Source organism: Enterobacter cloacae complex sp. HYC074_NIDB (assembly GCF_056673345.1).
Genome location: NZ_CP114214.1, coordinates 3422547 through 3440029, shown reverse-complemented (window position 1 = coordinate 3440029; position 17483 = coordinate 3422547). Strand labels below are relative to the sequence as shown.

At 57.2% G+C, this 17483-nt stretch carries 12 protein-coding genes; 5 read left to right on the top strand and 7 right to left on the bottom strand.

Annotated features, from left to right (window positions below):
• Positions 1 to 3: 3 nt before the first annotated feature.
• Positions 4 to 360, bottom strand: coding sequence for an ArsC family reductase (locus O1724_RS16685; protein ID WP_015572203.1), 357 nt, complete (start codon positions 358 to 360; stop codon positions 4 to 6).
• A gap of 387 nt (positions 361 to 747) precedes the next feature.
• Here O1724_RS16685 and ypfM point away from each other — a divergent pair, with 387 nt between their 5' ends.
• Positions 748 to 807 (top strand): protein YpfM, encoded by a 60-nt coding sequence (gene ypfM, locus O1724_RS16680; protein WP_015572204.1) that lies wholly within the window; start codon positions 748 to 750, stop codon positions 805 to 807.
• 109 nt (positions 808 to 916) lie between these two features.
• Here the strand turns inward: ypfM and acrD are convergent, their stop codons facing one another.
• The gene (gene acrD, locus O1724_RS16675; RefSeq protein WP_003863561.1) at positions 917 to 4030 is read right to left on the bottom strand and encodes a multidrug efflux RND transporter permease AcrD; all 3114 of its coding nucleotides are present in this window, start codon (positions 4028 to 4030) and stop codon (positions 917 to 919) included.
• A 141-nt stretch (positions 4031 to 4171) separates the two neighbouring features.
• Entirely contained in the window at positions 4172 to 5866 is a 1695-nt protein-coding gene (narQ, locus tag O1724_RS16670) for a nitrate/nitrite two-component system sensor histidine kinase NarQ (protein WP_126296753.1), read from the bottom strand.
• Positions 5867 to 6018: 152 nt separating this feature from the next.
• Between narQ and aegA the strand changes: the two genes are divergently transcribed.
• The 3 genes from aegA to O1724_RS16655 all read left to right on the top strand — a co-directional run bounded on the left by aegA (position 6019) and on the right by O1724_RS16655 (position 9806).
• Positions 6019 to 7995, top strand: coding sequence for a formate-dependent uric acid utilization protein AegA (gene aegA / locus O1724_RS16665; RefSeq protein WP_126296752.1), 1977 nt, complete (start codon positions 6019 to 6021; stop codon positions 7993 to 7995).
• 67 nt (positions 7996 to 8062) lie between these two features.
• Positions 8063 to 8656: a GDP-mannose pyrophosphatase NudK gene (gene nudK, locus O1724_RS16660; RefSeq protein WP_045328422.1), complete on the top strand. Its 594-nt coding sequence runs from the start codon at positions 8063 to 8065 to the stop codon at positions 8654 to 8656.
• Between the two features lie 106 nt (positions 8657 to 8762).
• On the top strand, positions 8763 to 9806 hold the full coding sequence (locus O1724_RS16655; RefSeq protein WP_126296751.1) for a DUF1176 domain-containing protein: 1044 nt from the start codon (positions 8763 to 8765) through the stop codon (positions 9804 to 9806).
• A 59-nt stretch (positions 9807 to 9865) separates the two neighbouring features.
• On the opposite strand, the gene tkt is transcribed toward O1724_RS16655, so the two are convergent.
• Positions 9866 to 11854 (bottom strand): transketolase, encoded by a 1989-nt coding sequence (gene tkt / locus O1724_RS16650; RefSeq protein ID WP_022651557.1) that lies wholly within the window; start codon positions 11852 to 11854, stop codon positions 9866 to 9868.
• A 19-nt stretch (positions 11855 to 11873) separates the two neighbouring features.
• A complete protein-coding gene (gene tal, locus O1724_RS16645) occupies positions 11874 to 12824 on the bottom strand; it encodes a transaldolase (RefSeq protein WP_048244609.1) in 951 nt (316 codons plus the stop codon).
• A 286-nt stretch (positions 12825 to 13110) separates the two neighbouring features.
• Between tal and maeB the strand changes: the two genes are divergently transcribed.
• Entirely contained in the window at positions 13111 to 15390 is a 2280-nt protein-coding gene (gene maeB, locus O1724_RS16640) for an NADP-dependent oxaloacetate-decarboxylating malate dehydrogenase (RefSeq protein ID WP_003863546.1), read from the top strand.
• A 110-nt stretch (positions 15391 to 15500) separates the two neighbouring features.
• Here maeB and hemF read toward each other — a convergent pair whose 3' ends face one another.
• Complete coding sequence (gene hemF, locus O1724_RS16635; RefSeq protein ID WP_023325023.1) at positions 15501 to 16400, bottom strand: oxygen-dependent coproporphyrinogen oxidase; 900 nt, start codon at positions 16398 to 16400, stop codon at positions 15501 to 15503.
• Positions 16400 to 17275 (bottom strand): N-acetylmuramoyl-L-alanine amidase AmiA, encoded by an 876-nt coding sequence (gene amiA / locus O1724_RS16630; RefSeq protein WP_003861291.1) that lies wholly within the window; start codon positions 17273 to 17275, stop codon positions 16400 to 16402. The genes hemF and amiA overlap by 1 nt, the downstream gene beginning before the upstream one ends.
• Positions 17276 to 17483: the final 208 nt, after the last annotated feature.

Genomic DNA, 17483 nt, shown 5'->3' with positions numbered 1-17483 from the left:
AGACTACACCTCAACGAATAAATCTGAATAAAGGGTTTCACTGAAACCCAGCAGCATAGGCTGACCTGGCTTGCAGAGCAATGGGCGTTTGATGATTGCCGGCATTTCAAGCATCAGTTTGGCTGCGCTGTCGGCGTCGTTGATCGTGGCCCGGAGAGATTCATCCAGTTTTCGCCAGGTGGTCCCGCGGGTATTCAGCAGCGCTTCCCATCCCAGTTCGTTGATGGCGGAATGGAGAAACGCGGGGTCAAGCCCGTCGGCACGGTAATCGTGGAAGCGATAGTCGATGTTGTGTGCTTCCAGCCAGCGGCGGGCTTTTTTAATCGTGTCGCAATTTTTAATGCCGTACATCACAACCATAGTGAATCCTTTTGTTCTTTTGTGGATTAAATGTTCAATATTTTCGAAGATATATCCTGAAGTGGAATATAACACATTCGGAATTTTTCGGGATTTACAATTCTCCATAATTCAACGAACAGCTGTAAGCTGAATAGTCTTTCATCTTTTAAGCATAGTTGTCCACCCTGTTTAAATTGCCAATAAACTCAGGGGGAAATTAAAAATGCTGTCATTTTTCCGACTATTTCAAAATATTGCTGTAGGTCACATAAAATTTACCCGGCAACGCTCATAGTGATCCTAAACCTACCAGTACAGCGGGGCTCAATCACAGCAATCGGTTAAAGTGGCTTCACAATGATGATACGTTTTCGTAGAATGCGCATAATAATAAGAGAGGTTGTTATGATTGAACGTGAACTGGGGAACTGGAAAGATTTTATCGAAGGCATGCTTCGTAAATGAATTTCCGGTAAGAAATGCAAGAGCACTTAATTAACTAAAATAACCATAGTGTGAAAGAATCACACAATAAAAAGGCGGCCTGTAAAGCCGCCTTTTTTATTTCAACGGGTTATTCCGGCTTATCCTTCAGCGGGAAACGACGACGTATCAGCACAAAGAACAGCGGTACGAAATAGATAGCCAGTATCGTCGCGGATATCATTCCCCCCATAACGCCCGTACCCACTGCGTGCTGGCTGCTGGAGCCTGCGCCGGAGCTGGTGGCCATCGGCAGGACGCCAAACACAAAAGCCAGAGAGGTCATCAGGATCGGACGCAGGCGCTGACGACAGGCGTGCAGCGTGGCGGCCATCAGTTCGTGACCTTTGGCATTCATCTCATTGGCAAATTCGACGATCAGAATGGCGTTTTTTGCCGACAATCCGATCACGGTGAGGAGTCCGACCTGGAAATAGACATCATTTTCCAGGCCGCGCATCCAGGTTGCCAGCAGCGCGCCGATGACCCCGAGAGGCACCACCAGCATCACCGAGAACGGCACTGACCAGCTTTCATACAGCGCCGCCAGGCAAAGGAATACCACCAGCAGCGAAAGAGCATACAGGGCAGGCGCCTGAGCGCCGGAAAGCCGTTCCTGGTAGGACATCGCCGTCCACTCCAGGCCAAAGCCAGTCGGTAACTGCTGAACCAGTTTTTCCATAATGTCCATTGCGGTACCGGTACTGACGCCCGGCGCGGCTTCACCGACAATCTCCAGCGCCGAATAGCCGTTGTAACGCTCCAGACGCGGCGAACCGGTCTCCCAGCGTGACGTCGCAAACGCCGAGAACGGCACCATGCCGCCGGTGTTATTGCGCACATACCAGCGGTTGATATCGTCCGGCAGCATGCGGTATTTGGCGGCAGACTGAACGTAGACCTTCTTCACGCGGCCGCGATCCATAAAGTCATTTACGTAGCTTGAGCCCCATGCCGTTTGCAGGGTGTCGTTAATGTCGTCGATGGAGACGCCCAGCGCCTGCGCTTTACGCTGGTCAATATCCACCTGTAGCTGAGGGCTGTCATCCAGACCGTTATGACGAACGCGGGTAAGCTGCGGATCTTTCCCGGCCAGCTCGAGCAGTTTATCGCGAGCAGCCATCAACGCGTCATGCCCGGCACCCGCGTGATCCTGAAGCTCCATATCAAACCCGGCTGAGCTGCCCAGGCCGCTGATGGCGGGCGGGCTGCTGGCGAAAACGCGCGCTTCCTTGATTTTGTTGAACGCTTTGGTTGCACGCTCAATGATGGCAAAGGAGGAGCCGGTATCGCTGTCGCGCTGGTCCCAGTCTTTCAGGCGCACAAACATACGCGCCACGTTCTGCCCGTTACCGCCGGGGCCAGAGCCGACGGTGGAGAAGACGGAGACCACGTTATCTTTCTCCTGAGTATGGAAGTAGTTCTCAACCTTCTGCACCACTTTCAGGGTCTGCTGCTGGGTCGAGCCGCTCGGTAACTGTACGGAGGTAATAAACATGCCGCGATCTTCCAGCGGCAGGAACGAGGTTGGCAGCCGCAGGAACAGGAACACCATGCCGCCGAGCAGCAGGACATAAACCACCATCCAGCGCACGCTGCGGTGCAGTACTTTACCCACGCCCGCTTCATAGCGCGCCGCATTGCGGTTAAACATGCGGTTAAACCAGCCGAAGAAGCCTTTTTGACCGTGGTGTTCGCCCTTATGCAGCGGTTTGAGCAGCGTCGCGCACAGGGCAGGGGTAAGGATCATTGCCACGAGTACGGAGAGCACCATTGCAGAGACGATGGTGATCGAGAACTGGCGATAAATCGCGCCCGTGGTGCCGCCAAAAAATGCCATCGGGATAAATACCGCCGACAGCACCATGGCGATACCGACCAGCGCGCCCTGAATTTGTCCCATCGATTTGCGCGTGGCCTCGCGGGGCGAAAGCCCTTCCTCGCTCATAATGCGCTCGACGTTTTCCACCACCACGATGGCATCATCCACCAGCAGGCCGATGGCCAGCACCATGGCGAACATGGTCAGGGTGTTGATGCTGTAACCGAAGGCATACAGCACCGCAAAGGTTCCCAGCAGCACCACCGGCACCGCAATGGTGGGGATCAGCGTGGCGCGGAAGTTTTGCAGGAACAGGTACATCACGAGGAACACCAGCGCGATAGCTTCGAGCAGGGTTTTCACCACATCTTCGATGGAGGCTTTTACGAATGAGGTGGTTTCGTAGGCGACTTTGTACTCCAGTCCGTGCGGGAAGTAATGCGACAGTTCATCCAGACGCTCTAACACCCGCTGCGCGGTCGCCATTTCGTTGGCGCCGGAGGCCAGTTTTACCCCCAGTCCGGACGCGGCATTGCCGTTAAAGCGACTCAGGTAGTCATATTTTTCCGCCCCCATTTCCACGGTGGCGACATCCCCCAGACGCACTTCCGAACCGTCCTGATTCACGCGCAGAGTAATATTGCGGAACTGGTCAGGTGTCTGGAGCAGCGACTGGGAGTTGATGGTGGCGTTAAGCGCCTGGTTGTCCACGGACGGCGTACCGCCGAGCTGCCCCACGGCAATCTGGGCGTTCTGCGATTCGATAGCGTCGGTGACATCTTTAGCGGTCATCTGCACGCTGTTCAGCTTGTTGGGATCCAGCCAGATACGCATGGAGTACTGCGAGCCGTAGGCGTCGATATCACCCACGCCGTTGATACGGCTGAGCGGGTCCTGAATATTACTGGCGACGTAGTCCGCGATGTCCTGCTTATCCATCGAGCCATCGGTTGAAACAAACGCGATGGTCAAAATATTGGTGTCACCGGTTTTACGCACGGTCACCCCCTGGTTCTGCACCGCCTGAGGCAGTTTACGCAGGGCCGATTGCAGCTGGTTTTGCACCTGCTGCACCGCTTCATCCGGATCCGTGCCCGCCGTAAAGCTTAGGGTTACCGTCGCCTGGCCCGTGGCACTGCTCTGCGAGGACATGTACATCAGGTTATCAAGACCCGTCATGTTCTGCTCGATAACCTGCGTGACGGTATTTTCCAGCGTCTGTGCCGAGGCGCCAGGATAGTTCGCCGTGATACGCACGTTGGGGGGCGCGAGGTCGGGGTATTGCTCAACAGGAAGGGAAGTAATCGCCAGGACACCCGTCAGACACAACAGGATTGCAAGCACCCAGGCAAAAATGGGGCGATCGATGAAAAAATTCGCCATTAAAGTGTGACCTCGTTTTGCTGCACGTCATTATTGTTTATTGCCCGCCTAACTTTAGCGGTAAGGCCCAGGTCAAACGTGGAGAAATAAAGGAGATAATGTAAATTATCATGCGCTTTTTTCAGCGCGCCTTCTTTCCCGCTATTTTTCAGCCTGCGCCGCAGGCGTCCGGAACGTTACGCTGACCTGTGTCCCACCCTGTGGCGGCTGAGAAAAGTGTAATGTCCCGCCGAGCCGTCCCGCGCGTTCGCGCATGATATTCAGCCCGTAATGCCCCGGCGGTTCACTGGCGTCGCCGATACCAATACCGTTGTCGCAGATTGTGACCGTGTGAGTGCCGTCCGCGGTGGTGACGCAGCTGACCACAATCTCGCTCGCATCGGCATGTTTAATCGCATTCAGCACTGCCTCACGCACAATCTGTAAGAGGTGCACCTGTTTTTGCGCGTCCAGCGCCAGCGATGAGAGACGGCAGTCGAGCACCAACTTCGCGCTGGTCTGGCTTTGCAATCCATCAAGAGACTCCTGTAGCGCGGCAGGAAGATTGGCGTGATTGAGCGTCAGGCGGAAGGTGGTGAGCAGCTCGCGTAGCTGATGCCAGGCGTTATTCAGCTCGCGAGAGAAGTCCGTAATGATGGCCTGCGCCGGGGCATTGTCGCCCGGCACGGCATGCTTCAGCAGCGTAAGCTGAATACGCAAATAGGAGAGCACCTGCGCCAGCGAATCATGCAACTCGCGCGCGATGGTGGCGCGCTCTTCCATCAGCAGCAACTGCTGATAATGTTTCTGCGCCTGATTGAAATAGAGCCCCCGGCCCAGCATCGTCGCCACGCTTTCCATGAGCGGCAGCGGAACATCCCCGGTCGCGCTTTGCCAGCGCAGTTCGCCGTACAGGGTGTCCTGCATTAATACCGGTAAATTGTGCATTTTCTCGCCCGGGGACTCCTGTCCTTCGTAAAGCTGCCAGTCGTCACTGGTGCGCAATTGCAGGTAATTCATCTGCGTATAGTCATGCACAATCTGCAAAATATGCCGGAAGCAGTGGCTGTCTATCTGCCCGGTATTCAACGCCTGTGAGCATTTGAACAGCATTTCAAGCTGCTGATGCGCTTCATTCAGGTGGCGGGTTTTTTCGGCAACGGAGTGCTCCAGGGAACGGTACAGGGTGTGTAATTCCGCCGACATATGGTTGAAGGCGCGGGAAAGCTGGCCCAGCTCGTTGGGAAGCATAATATCCGGTGCGGGGGTGTCGAACTGCCCCTGTTCGATACGTTCGCTCGCTGCCACCAGATTATTCAGCGGCAGCACAACCTGACGGCGGATGCGCCGCAGGGTCACCACCGCCAGCAGCAGGATGCCCAGGCCGCCCGTCAGCGACATGAAAATCACCAGCTGAATTTTATGTTCGGTGTAGTGCTGTAGCGCCAGCACAAAGGCATCTATCCGGCCCACAAAATCCTCAATGTGGCTCTGATACCACCCGGTATCGCCGCTGGCGATTCGCGTGTCCATCTCCTGCCAGCCAAGGTGCAACTGCTGGTAACGCTGTTTGACGTCCTCTGGCACGTACCAGCGGTTTAGCTTCTGCAACGCAGGCGCGCTCAGCGTTTTCTGCCAGAACGCACGGTGCTCCGCCAGCGACGGGCTGGCGCGCTGCAACTCGTAGCCCAGGCGGTAGCTCTGCATACGCAGCGAACCGGCAATGTTAATCGCCTCGGCGTCGCGCTGGCTGCTGGCGAGTGTAACCAGCGCAATGGCGCTGATCAGAACGGACAAGACAATCATCGAAAAGAAAGCCCGGGCCAGGCTTCCCGATACGGGGCGTTTAACGGTCACTCATCGGCTTCCTGAATTAAATTGATCTGCCACAGGTTCACTGGAAATAGTTCGCCTTCCAGGGCATTTGAACATTGCGTCGCCATGCCACTGTGGGTAAATACGATAACAATAGAAAGAATAAGGTTATTGAACCAAAAACAGGTGTTGTTATGAATCGTTTTATTATGGCCAACGCTCAACAGTGTATCGGTTGTCGCACCTGCGAAGTTGCCTGTGTGATGGCGCACAACGGGGAGCAGCACGCGCTGAGCGAGCGCCATTTTCATCCCCGCATTACGGTCCTTACCTCAGGCTTGCGAAAAAGCCCCGTGACCTGCCACCACTGTGAAAACGCGCCCTGCGCGCAAAGCTGCCCGAACGGAGCCATCACGCAACACAGCGACAGCGTACAGGTCAATCAACAAAAATGCATTGGCTGTAAAGCCTGCGTGGTGGCCTGTCCGTTTGGCACGATGGACATGCTGATCGCCCCGCTGGAAAACGACAGCGTAAAGGCCTCGGCGCACAAATGCGACCTCTGCCTGGAAAGGCCGCAAGGCCCGGCCTGCGTTGAAAACTGCCCGGCAGAGGTGCTTACGCTCGCCACCCCAGCCGTGCTGGATAAGCTGGTTAAACAGCGTCGACAGCGCAGCGCAAGGCTGGACGCGCTGCCGTGGCACAGCGAGGCGGTTCAGTCAGTCCCTCCGCAAACCAAACGGCAACAGATGCAAAACACCCCGGCGCGCGGTGAGCCGGAAAAGCTCAGCCCCGACGCGCGCGCAGGTCATTTTAACGAGATCTACCTGCCGTTTCGCCCGGAACAGGCGCAGCGCGAAGCATCCCGGTGCCTGAAATGTGGCGACCACAGCATTTGCGAGTGGACCTGCCCGCTGCATAACCATATTCCACAGTGGATTGAGCGGATCAGGGCGGGGGATATCATCGGTGCGGCTGAGCTTTCTCACCAGACTAACTGTTTACCGGAAATTACCGGCCGCGTCTGTCCACAGGATCGATTATGTGTAGGCGCCTGCACCCTGCGGGATGCGTCAGGGGCGGTAACCATCGGGAATATCGAACGGTATATCTCGGATCGGGCGCTGGCGATGGGCTGGACGCCGGACGTCAGCCACGTTAAACCGGTCGGTAAGCGCGTCGCCATCATCGGTGCCGGTCCGGCAGGGCTGGCCTGCGCCGACGTACTGGTGCGCAGCGGCGTCGGTGTGACGGTCTACGATCGCCATCCGGAAATCGGCGGATTGCTGACCTTTGGTATTCCGGCCTTCAAGCTGGATAAATCCCTGTTAGCGCGGCGCAGAGAGATATTCAGCGCGATGGGCATCCGCTTCGAGCTGAACTGCGAGGTGGGAAAAGACGTATCGATGGCCCAACTGCAAAACGACTACGATGCCCTGTTCATCGGCGTAGGGACCTATCGTTCCATGAAAGCGGGTATCCCTCACGAAGACGCGCCGGGCGTGTACGACGCGCTGCCGTTTTTAGTGGCAAACACGCGGAACGTGATGGGCCTTGACCCTGCCGCAGACGAGCCGTTTATCGACACGCAGGGGTTAAACGTGTTGGTGCTCGGCGGGGGCGATACGGCGATGGACTGCGTGCGCACCGCGCTGCGGCATGGCGCGGCGAAAGTCACCTGCGCCTATCGGCGGGACGAGGCCAACATGCCGGGCTCAAAGAAAGAGGTTAAAAACGCGAAAGAAGAGGGCGCGGCGTTTGAATTTAATGTCCAGCCGGTTGAGCTCACGCTGGATGCCGACGGGAAGGTGAACGGTATCCGGATGCTGCGCACCCGTCTGGGCGAGCCGGATGCGCAGGGGCGGCGGCGTCCTGTCCCGGTGGCGGGCAGTGAGTTTGTCATGCCAGCGGATGCGGTGATCATGGCGTTTGGGTTTAATCCGCACGCCATGCCGTGGCTTCAGGCGCAGGGCGTCGACACCGACGACTGGGGGCGCATCAGGGCCTCCGTGGAGAGCCGTTATCGCTACCAGACCTCGAATCCGCAGATTTTTGCTGGCGGTGATGCGGTACGCGGTGCGGATCTGGTGGTCACCGCGATGGCGGAAGGGCGCCATGCCGCGCAGGGGATCATGGACTGGCTTGGCGTGCCGCCGCGCAACATGCATTAACGCAGACGGGCGACAAAGCGGGCTTCACGGCGTAGTATAAACAGACTCATTTTGCCGTGGAGCCCGTATGTCCCTGAACATTAGCGTTATTAAAGACAAAATCCTTTCTGAAAATTACTTTGTCCTGCGTAACATCACTTACGATCTTACCCGTAAGAACGGGGACGTCATTCGCCATAAACGCGAAGTCTACGACCGGGGCAATGGTGCAACCATTCTGCTGTATAACCGTGAAAAGCAAAGCGTGGTGCTGATCCGCCAGTTTCGCATCGCGACATGGGTCAATGGCAACGCGGACGGACGTCTGATTGAAACCTGTGCAGGTCTGCTGGATGACGATGAGCCGGAAGTGTGTATCCGCAAAGAAGCCATTGAGGAGACGGGCTTTGAAGTGGGGGCGGTGCAGAAAGTCTTTGAGCTGTTTATGTCCCCTGGCGGGGTTACCGAGCTGATCCACTTCTTCATTGCGGAATATACCGATGCCCAGCGCACGCACCGGGGCGGCGGCGTGGACGATGAAGACATTGAAGTGCTGGAAATGCCTTTCGCGCAGGCTGTCGACATGGTGAAACGCGGCGAGATCCGCGACGGTAAAGCGGTGATCCTGTTGCAATATCTGCAAACCAGCGGGCTGATGAATGCGGCGGCGGTAGCGCGATAAGTTGTATTTCAGATAAATCTATCCGATAAATCCGATTGAGCCAGCCCGCCCAGGGCACGAAGATACGCCCCAGATTGACCTATTCGTTTCCGGGGCTGTGCCGTTCATGCGCTACTGCGTTTTTCTTCTCTTCTTCATTTGCGTGCTTCCCGCACCTCGGGTGTGGGCTGCGCCTGCGCAGCAGTCTTTTTCTGACTGGCAGGTGACCTGCAATAACCAGAACTTCTGCGTAGCGCGCAACACTGGCGAGCATCGCGGTCTGGTCATGACGCTGAGCCGCAGTGCGGGGGCAAAAACGGACGCCAGCCTGCGCATCGATCTCGGCGGGCTTTCGGTGCCTCCGGTGAAAGAGCCTGACATCGCCCCGCGCCTGCTGCTCGACAATGTGCCGCTTAAACTCACGTCGCAACACTGGCAGTTAACCCCCTGGCATCTTAAAACAGACGATACGGGCACCATCACCACGTTTCTGAAGACCATTCAGGAAGGTCAGGCGCTGACTCTGCGCGGGGGGAAGCAGACAATCTCTTTGGCCGGGCTGAAAGCGGCGCTGCTGTTTATCGATGCCCAGCAAAAACGCGTCGGAAGTGAAACGGCATGGATTAAAAAAGGGGATAGTCCACCGCTGAGCGTGCCGCCTGCGCCGGCATTGAAAAAGGTGGCGGTGGTGAACCCCACGCCAACGCCGCTGACGCATAACGAATTGAACGATCTGCTGGATTACGGTAACTGGCGCATGAACCACAGCCAGTGCTCTCTCGATCCGAACCGGCGTGAGGTGCGCGTGACCGCGCTGACCGATGACAAAGCGCTGATGATCATCAGCTGTGAGGCGGGGGCGTACAACACCGTCGACCTGGCGTGGCTGGTGTCGCGTAAAAAACCGTTTGCGGCCAGGAGCGTGAGATTGCGTCTGCCGTTTACCCCTTCCAGCCAGAGTAGCGACATGGAGCTGATGAATGCCAGCTTCGATGAAAAAAAGCGCGAGCTGACCACGCTGGCGCTGGGACGCGGGATTGGCGACTGTGGGATCCAGACCCGCTGGCGTTTTAACGGCCAGCGCTTCCGTCTGGTACGCTACGCGGAAGAGCCAAGCTGTGATAACTGGAATGGGCCAGATGCCTGGCCCACGCTGTGGATCACAAGGTAGGGTTTTGCCGATTTGTAGGCCGGGTCAGGCGCAGCCGCCACCCGGCAACGCAGATCGCACTACAGCACGCTCAGCGCCTTCTCCACTACGTTCTCAACGGTAAAGCCGAAGTACGGGAACAGCTTATCGGCCGGGGCGGATTCACCGTAACCCTTCATGCCGACAATCGCCCCTTTCAGACCCACATATTTGTACCAGTAGTCGGCAATGCCAGCTTCAACCGCCACGCGCGCCGCGACGTTTGAAGGCAGCACCGATTCGCGGTACGCCTCATCCTGGGCATCAAAGATATCCGTTGAAGGCAGGGAAACCACGCGCACCGCGTGACCCTCGGCGGTTAGTTTCTCCGCCGCTTTTACCGTGATTTCCACCTCTGAACCGGTGGCAATCAGGATCACGTCTGGCTTGCCGCCGCTGTCTTTCAGGATGTACCCGCCGCGGGCGATATTTTTCACCTGCTCCGGCGTGCGCTCGATCTGCGCCAGGTTCTGGCGCGACAGGATCAGCGCCGTGGGTCCGTTATGACGCTCTACGGCCAGCTTCCAGCCCACTGCCGCTTCAACCTGATCGCACGGACGCCAGGTACTGAAGTTTGGCGTCAGGCGCAGGCTCGCCAGCTGCTCTACCGCCTGGTGCGTCGGCCCATCTTCACCCAGTCCGATGGAGTCGTGGGTGTACACCATGATTTGCCGCGCCTTCATCAGAGCCGCCATACGCGCCGCGTTACGGGCATATTCGACAAACATCAGGAAGGTAGCGGTGTACGGCACGAAGCCGCCATGGTGGGCGATGCCGTTGGCAATGGCGGTCATCCCGAACTCGCGCACGCCGTAGTGGATGTAGTTCCCGGCAATGTCCTCCTTCAGGGATTTAGAGCCGGACCAGATGGTAAGGTTACTTGGCGCCAGATCCGCCGATCCGCCCAGCAGTTCGGGCAGGATTGGGCCAATTGCGTTCAGGGTGTTTTGTGATGCCTTACGGGTGGCAATTTTCGCCGGGTTGGATTGCAGGTTTTCAATCAGCGCCTGGGTTTTCTCTTCCCAGTCTTCCGGCAGGCCGCCGCTCATGCGGCGGGTAAACTCAGCCGCCAGATCCGGATACGCTTTTTTGTAAGCGGCAAACTTCTCGTTCCAGGCCTGCTGCGCTTTTTCACCTGTTTCGCGAGCATCCCAGGCCTTGTAGATCTCTTTTGGGATCTCAAAGGCCGGGTGTTTCCAGCCCAGTTTCTGGCGGGTCAGCGCCACTTCCTCTTCACCCAGCGCCGCGCCGTGCGCCTCTTCTTTGCCCGCTTTGTTCGGCGAGCCGAAGCCGATGGTGGTGCGGCAGATGATCAGGGACGGTTTGTCCTTCACGCTCTGCGCTTCCTGAATCGCTTTTTTCACCGCCTCAGGATCGTGACCGTCGATCTCGTGCACCACGTGCCAGTGATAGGCTTCAAAGCGTTTTGCCGTGTCGTCGGTAAACCAGCCCTCGGTTTCCCCGTCAATGGAGATACCGTTGTGATCGTAGAAGCCAATCAGCTTGCCCAGGCCCAGGGTGCCCGCCAGCGAGCAGACCTCGTGGGAGATCCCCTCCATCAGGCAGCCATCACCCATAAAGACATAGGTGTAGTGATCGACAATCTCGTGGTCGGGCTGGTTGAACTGCGCGGCCAGCGTACGCTCTGCAATCGCCAGGCCGACGGCATTCGCCAGCCCCTGGCCCAGCGGGCCGGTAGTGGTTTCAACGCCCGGCGTATAGCCGATCTCCGGGTGGCCCGGCGTTTTGGAGTGCAGCTGGCGGAAGTTTTTTAACTCCTCAAGCGGCAGATCGTAGCCGGAGAGGTGCAGCAGGCTGTAGAGCAGCATCGATGCGTGACCGTTGGAGAGAATAAAACGGTCGCGATCGTACCAGGTCGGATCGGTCGGGTTGTGCTTGAGGAAGTCGTTCCACAGCACTTCGGCAATATCAGCCATACCCATGGGGGCGCCAGGGTGGCCGGAATTGGCTTTTTGTACGGCATCCATGCTGAGGGCGCGAATGGCGTTGGCGAGCTCTTTACGGGACATAGTTCACTCCGTGGCAAGGTTAAAGTTTGGCAGCGAGAAGATCTTCGAGTTTGCGCTGGTCGACGGCGAACTGACGGATGCCGTCCGCCAGTTTTTCCACGGCCATTGGGTCCTGATTGTGCTCCCAGCGGAATTCCGCTTCGGTCATGGGTTTTGGTTTTGGCAGAACGGTGGAGGTCGGCACAAGCTTGCGGATCACCGTCTCTTCACTCTCCTGAAGCTTTTTCAGCAGGTCAGGGGAGATGGTCAGCCGGTCGCAGCCCGCGAGCGCCAGGATCTGCTCCGTGCGGCGGAAGCTGGCTCCCATCACGATGGTTTCGTAGCGGTGCTGCTTGTAATAATCGTAGATATTACGCACCGATTTCACGCCGGGATCTTCGTCCACCACATACGGATCCATCGGCTGTTTCGCCTGATACCAGTCGTAGATACGTCCGACAAACGGTGAAATCAGGTACACGCCCGCTTCGGCGCAGGCACGCGCCTGGGCGAAGGAAAACAGCAGCGTCAGGTTGCAGTGGATCCCCTCTTTCTCCAGCACTTCCGCCGCGCGGATGCCTTCCCAGGTAGAGGCAAGCTTGATCAGGATGCGTGATTTATCGATCCCCTGCTCCTGGTAGAGTTCCACCAGGCGGCGAGCCTTGTTGATGCTCTTTTCCTGGTCAAACGAGAGGCGGGCGTCCACTTCGGTGGAGACGCGTCCCGGTATGCTTTTAAGAATTTCCGCACCGATATTGACCGCCAGCTTGTCGCTGGCCTCGGCGACCTGCTGCTCCTGCGTTTTCCCGCGCTGTTTGCCATAGGCAAGGGCGTCATCAATCAGATGACTAAAGTGCGCAAGACCGGCCGCCTTGAGCAGCAGAGAGGGATTGGTGGTCGCGTCTTCCGGCTGGTAGTGACGAATCGACTCGATGTCGCCGCTGTCTGCAACCACGGTGGTAAATTGTTTGATGCCGTCTAGCTGGTTCATAATTACTCCTTGGAAATAAAAGAGTTAGTCGAGTGCGTTAGTTCACACTTCTGAGAAAATCATGATGGACTTAACAAAAAAGCATAGCAGACGGGGGAGGCATTGCTTTCTGAGACGGGTAACATGGCTGTTATAAATTGATAACAATTTTTATTCTGCAATGGTGAGAGTTTGGCAGCCTTCAAAGTTTAGGAGCCTGCCTGCGGCGATACTATGCGGCACACCAGGGTGTGCATAGGAACGTCAACATCACCCTTTTTGACCGAAACGTGAAAGGAATAACAAGATGGATGATCAGTTAAAACAAAGCGCTCTCGATTTTCACGAGTTTCCTGTTCCGGGTAAAATCCAGGTATCCCCGACCAAACCGCTGGCGACCCAGCGCGATCTGGCGCTGGCCTACTCGCCAGGCGTAGCTGCCCCGTGCCTTGAAATCGAAAAAGATCCGCTGGCGGCGTACAAATACACCGCGCGCGGCAACCTGGTGGCCGTTATCTCTAACGGTACGGCGGTGCTGGGGTTAGGGAACATCGGTGCGCTGGCCGGTAAGCCGGTGATGGAAGGGAAGGGCGTTCTGTTTAAGAAATTTGCCGGTATCGACGTCTTCGATATCGAAGTGGACGAACTGGATCCGGATAAATTCATCAACGTGGTGGCGGCGCTGGAGCCGACCTTCGGCGGCATCAACCTGGAAGACATCAAAGCGCCGGAATGTTTCTATATCGAGCAGAAGCTGCGCGAGCGTATGAACATTCCCGTGTTCCATGACGACCAGCACGGCACGGCGATTATCAGTACCGCCGCCATTCTGAACGGCCTGCGCGTGGTAGAGAAAAATCTCTCCGACGTGCGCATGGTGGTCTCCGGCGCAGGCGCCGCGGCCATCGCCTGTATGAACCTGCTGGTGGCGCTGGGCATGCAGAAGCACAATATTGTGGTCTGCGACTCCAAGGGCGTGATCTACAAAGACCGCGAGCCAAACATGGCGGAAACCAAGGCGGCCTATGCGGTGGAAGACGATGGCAAGCGCACGCTAGAAGACGTCATTGAAGGTGCCGACATTTTCCTCGGCTGTTCAGGCCCGAAAGTACTGACCCAGGAGATGGTGCAGAAGATGGCGCGCGCGCCAATGATCCTGGCCCTGGCGAACCCGGAGCCGGAAATTCTGCCGCCGCTGGCGAAGGCGGTGCGTGAAGACGCGATCATCTGTACCGGACGTTCGGACTACCCGAACCAGGTGAACAACGTGCTCTGCTTCCCGTTCATCTTCCGCGGTGCGCTGGACGTCGGCGCTACGGCAATCAACGAAGAGATGAAGCTGGCTGCCGTTCATGCTATCGCAGAGCTGGCGCACGCCGAGCAGAGCGAAGTGGTGGCCTCCGCCTACGGCGATCAGGATCTGAGCTTCGGCCCCGACTACATCATCCCTAAACCATTTGACCCGCGTCTGATCGTGAAGATCGCGCCAGCGGTGGCCAAAGCGGCGATGGACTCCGGCGTGGCGACGCGGCCGATTGAAGATTTCGATGCCTACGTCGATAAACTCACCGAGTTCGTTTACAAAACCAACCTGTTTATGAAGCCGATCTTCTCCCAGGCGCGCGCTGACGCGAAGCGCGTGGTGCTGGCGGAAGGGGAAGAGGCGCGCGTGCTGCATGCCACGCAGGAGCTGATCACCTTAGGGCTGGCGAAACCGATCCTGATTGGTCGTCCGAGCGTGATCGAGATGCGTATTCAGAAGCTGGGCCTGCAAATTAAGCCGGGCGTCGACTTTGAGATCGTCAATAACGAATCCGATCCGCGCTTCAAAGAGTACTGGAACGAATACTATTCGATCATGAAGCGTCGCGGGATCACCCAGGAGCAGGCGCAGCGGGCGGTGATCAGCAATACCACGGTGATCGGCGCGATCATGGTTCATCGCGGTGAGGCGGATGCGCTGATCTGCGGCACCATCGGCGAGTACCATGAGCATTTCAGCGTGGTGCAGGAGATCTTCGGCTATCGCGAGGGCGTCCATACTGCCGGCGCAATGAACGCGCTGCTGCTGCCAAGCGGTAACACCTTTATCGCCGATACCTACGTCAACGACGATCCTTCCCCGGAGGAACTGGCGGAAATCACCGTGATGGCGGCGGAAACCGTGCGCCGCTTTGGTATCGAGCCGAAAGTGGCGCTGCTGTCGCACTCTAACTTCGGGTCATCCAAATCCGCGGCGGCGTGCAAAATGCGCCAGACGCTGGACCTGGTGCGCGAGCGTGCGCCGGAGCTGATGATCGACGGCGAGATGCACGGCGACGCCGCGCTGGTGGAGAGCATCCGTAACGAACGCATGCCGGACAGCCCGCTGAAAGGCTCGGCGAACGTGCTGATTATGCCGAACGTGGAAGCGGCGCGTATCAGCTATAACCTGCTGCGTGTGTCGAGTTCTGAAGGGGTGACCGTAGGGCCAGTGCTGATGGGGGTGTCAAAACCGGTGCATGTGTTAACGCCGATTGCCTCCGTGCGTCGTATCGTCAACATGGTGGCGCTAGCGGTGGTTGAGGCACAGACGCAGCCGCTGTAATTAACCCCACCCCTCACCCTAACCCTCTCCCCTGAGGGGAGAGGGGACAGCTCCGAGCCGTCTTTTCACCCTCGCCCCTTTGGGGAGAGGGCCGGGGTGAGGGGTAAGGGTTACACCCAGTCCCGAACCCGAATAAACTCACTCAAGGCAGCCTCCGGGCTGCCTTCTTTTGGCGCGTAGCTGTATTCCCAGCGCACCAGCGGCGGCATCGACATCAGAATGGACTCCGTGCGCCCACCGGTTTGCAGGCCAAACAGCGTCCCGCGATCCCATACCAGGTTAAACTCCACGTAGCGCCCGCGGCGGTAAAGCTGGAACTCACGCTCGCGCACGCCGTAGTCGGTGTTTTTGCGGCGTTCGACAATCGGCAGATAGGCATCGGTAAAGCCTTCACCCACCGCGCGCATAAAGCTGAACGCGGTATCAAAATCCGGCGTGTTGAGATCGTCAAAGAACAGCCCGCCGATGCCGCGCTGCTCGTCGCGGTGCTTCAGATAGAAATAGTCATCGCACCACTTTTTGTATTTCGGGTAAACGTCTTCGCCAAACGGCAGGCAGAGGTCGCGCGCGGTGGTGTGCCAGTGCACGGCGTCCTCTTCGAAGCCATAGTAAGGCGTTAAGTCGAAACCGCCACCAAACCACCAGACCGGATCGGCCCCCGGTTTTTCCGCGATGAAAAAGCGCACGTTGGCGTGGCTGGTTGGCACAAACGGGTTATGCGGATGCACTACCAGCGAGACGCCCATCGCCTCGAAGCTGCGGCCCGCCAGTTCAGGCCGATGCGCCGTGGCGGACGCTGGCATTGCATCACCGTGGACGTGGGAGAAGTTGACCCCGGCCTGTTCAAAAATACCGCCGTTACGCAGCACGCGGCTGCGCCCGCCGCCGCCCGCTTCGCGCTGCCAGGCGTCTTCCTGGAATTCACCGCCGTCTGCGGCGGAAAGTTTCTGGCAAATCGCGTCCTGTAACTGCATCAGGAAAGTTTTGACCAGCTGTGCATTCGGTTTCATCAACGTTTCCTGGAGTGCGCTTTTTGATTATCGAACCAGTTGAAATAACTGATGACCCCGGAGGCGATGGCGTTCGCGATCTTCTGACGAAACGCCTTAGTGCCGAGTAAACGCTCTTCTTCCGGGTTGGTAATGAACGAGGTTTCCACCAGCACGGACGGAATAGACGGTGACTTCAGCACCACAAACGCGGCCTGCTCGGTGCTTTTACTGTGCAGACGGTGCACGGGCTTAATCCGTTTAAGGATATGCGAGCCGAGCGTCAGGCTGTTTTTGATGGTATCGGTCTGCACGAGATCAAACAGAACCTGCTGTAACAGATGGTCTTTGTCGGTAGCTTTTTTCCCGGCCACTTCATCCGCCCGGTTTTCACGATCGGAGAGGTATTTCGCCATGGCGCTACTGGCGCCACGGTTGGAGAGAGCGAACACCGAGGCGCCTGCGGCGGAAGGGTTTGTGAAGCCATCCGCGTGAATGGACATAAACAGGTCTGCGCCATGCTTGTGGGCAATCTCCACGCGATCGTACAGTGGGATAAACGTGTCGCCCGTGCGCGTCAGGCGGGCGTCAATACCGTTGCTGCGTAAAATTGCGCGCACATTTTTTGCAATTGCCAGCACGACGTGTTTTTCTTTCGAACCGTTTCGGCCAATGGCGCCGGTGTCGATCCCGCCGTGGCCTGGATCGAGCATGACCAGACGCTTTGCTCCGGCTTTTTTGGTTTTCGGTTTGCTGTGTCCGTTACTGGTTTTAAGCGTGCTCTCGTCTTTTGCCTGAGCCTGCTTTGCGATGCCCGTTAACGTTAAGGCCGCCAGCCCCGCTTTGAGAACCTGACGACGCGATGTGAGTGCTTTTAATGGTTTGAATGTGCTCATGCGGCCTGAATTGTAAAAATTGGGGTCCTGGTGTTATATCGTATCGCGTTTTGCGTGACGACATTCCTTATTGAGAATTGTTTTACTTTTCATTTCAATACGTGACAAAGTGACATTATGCCAAATTTTGGCGAGTTTTTCCCCGGTTATTGGCTAAATGCCCTGTTCACGCCATAATCACTGTTTTTAAACCCGAAAAGGCGGTTAA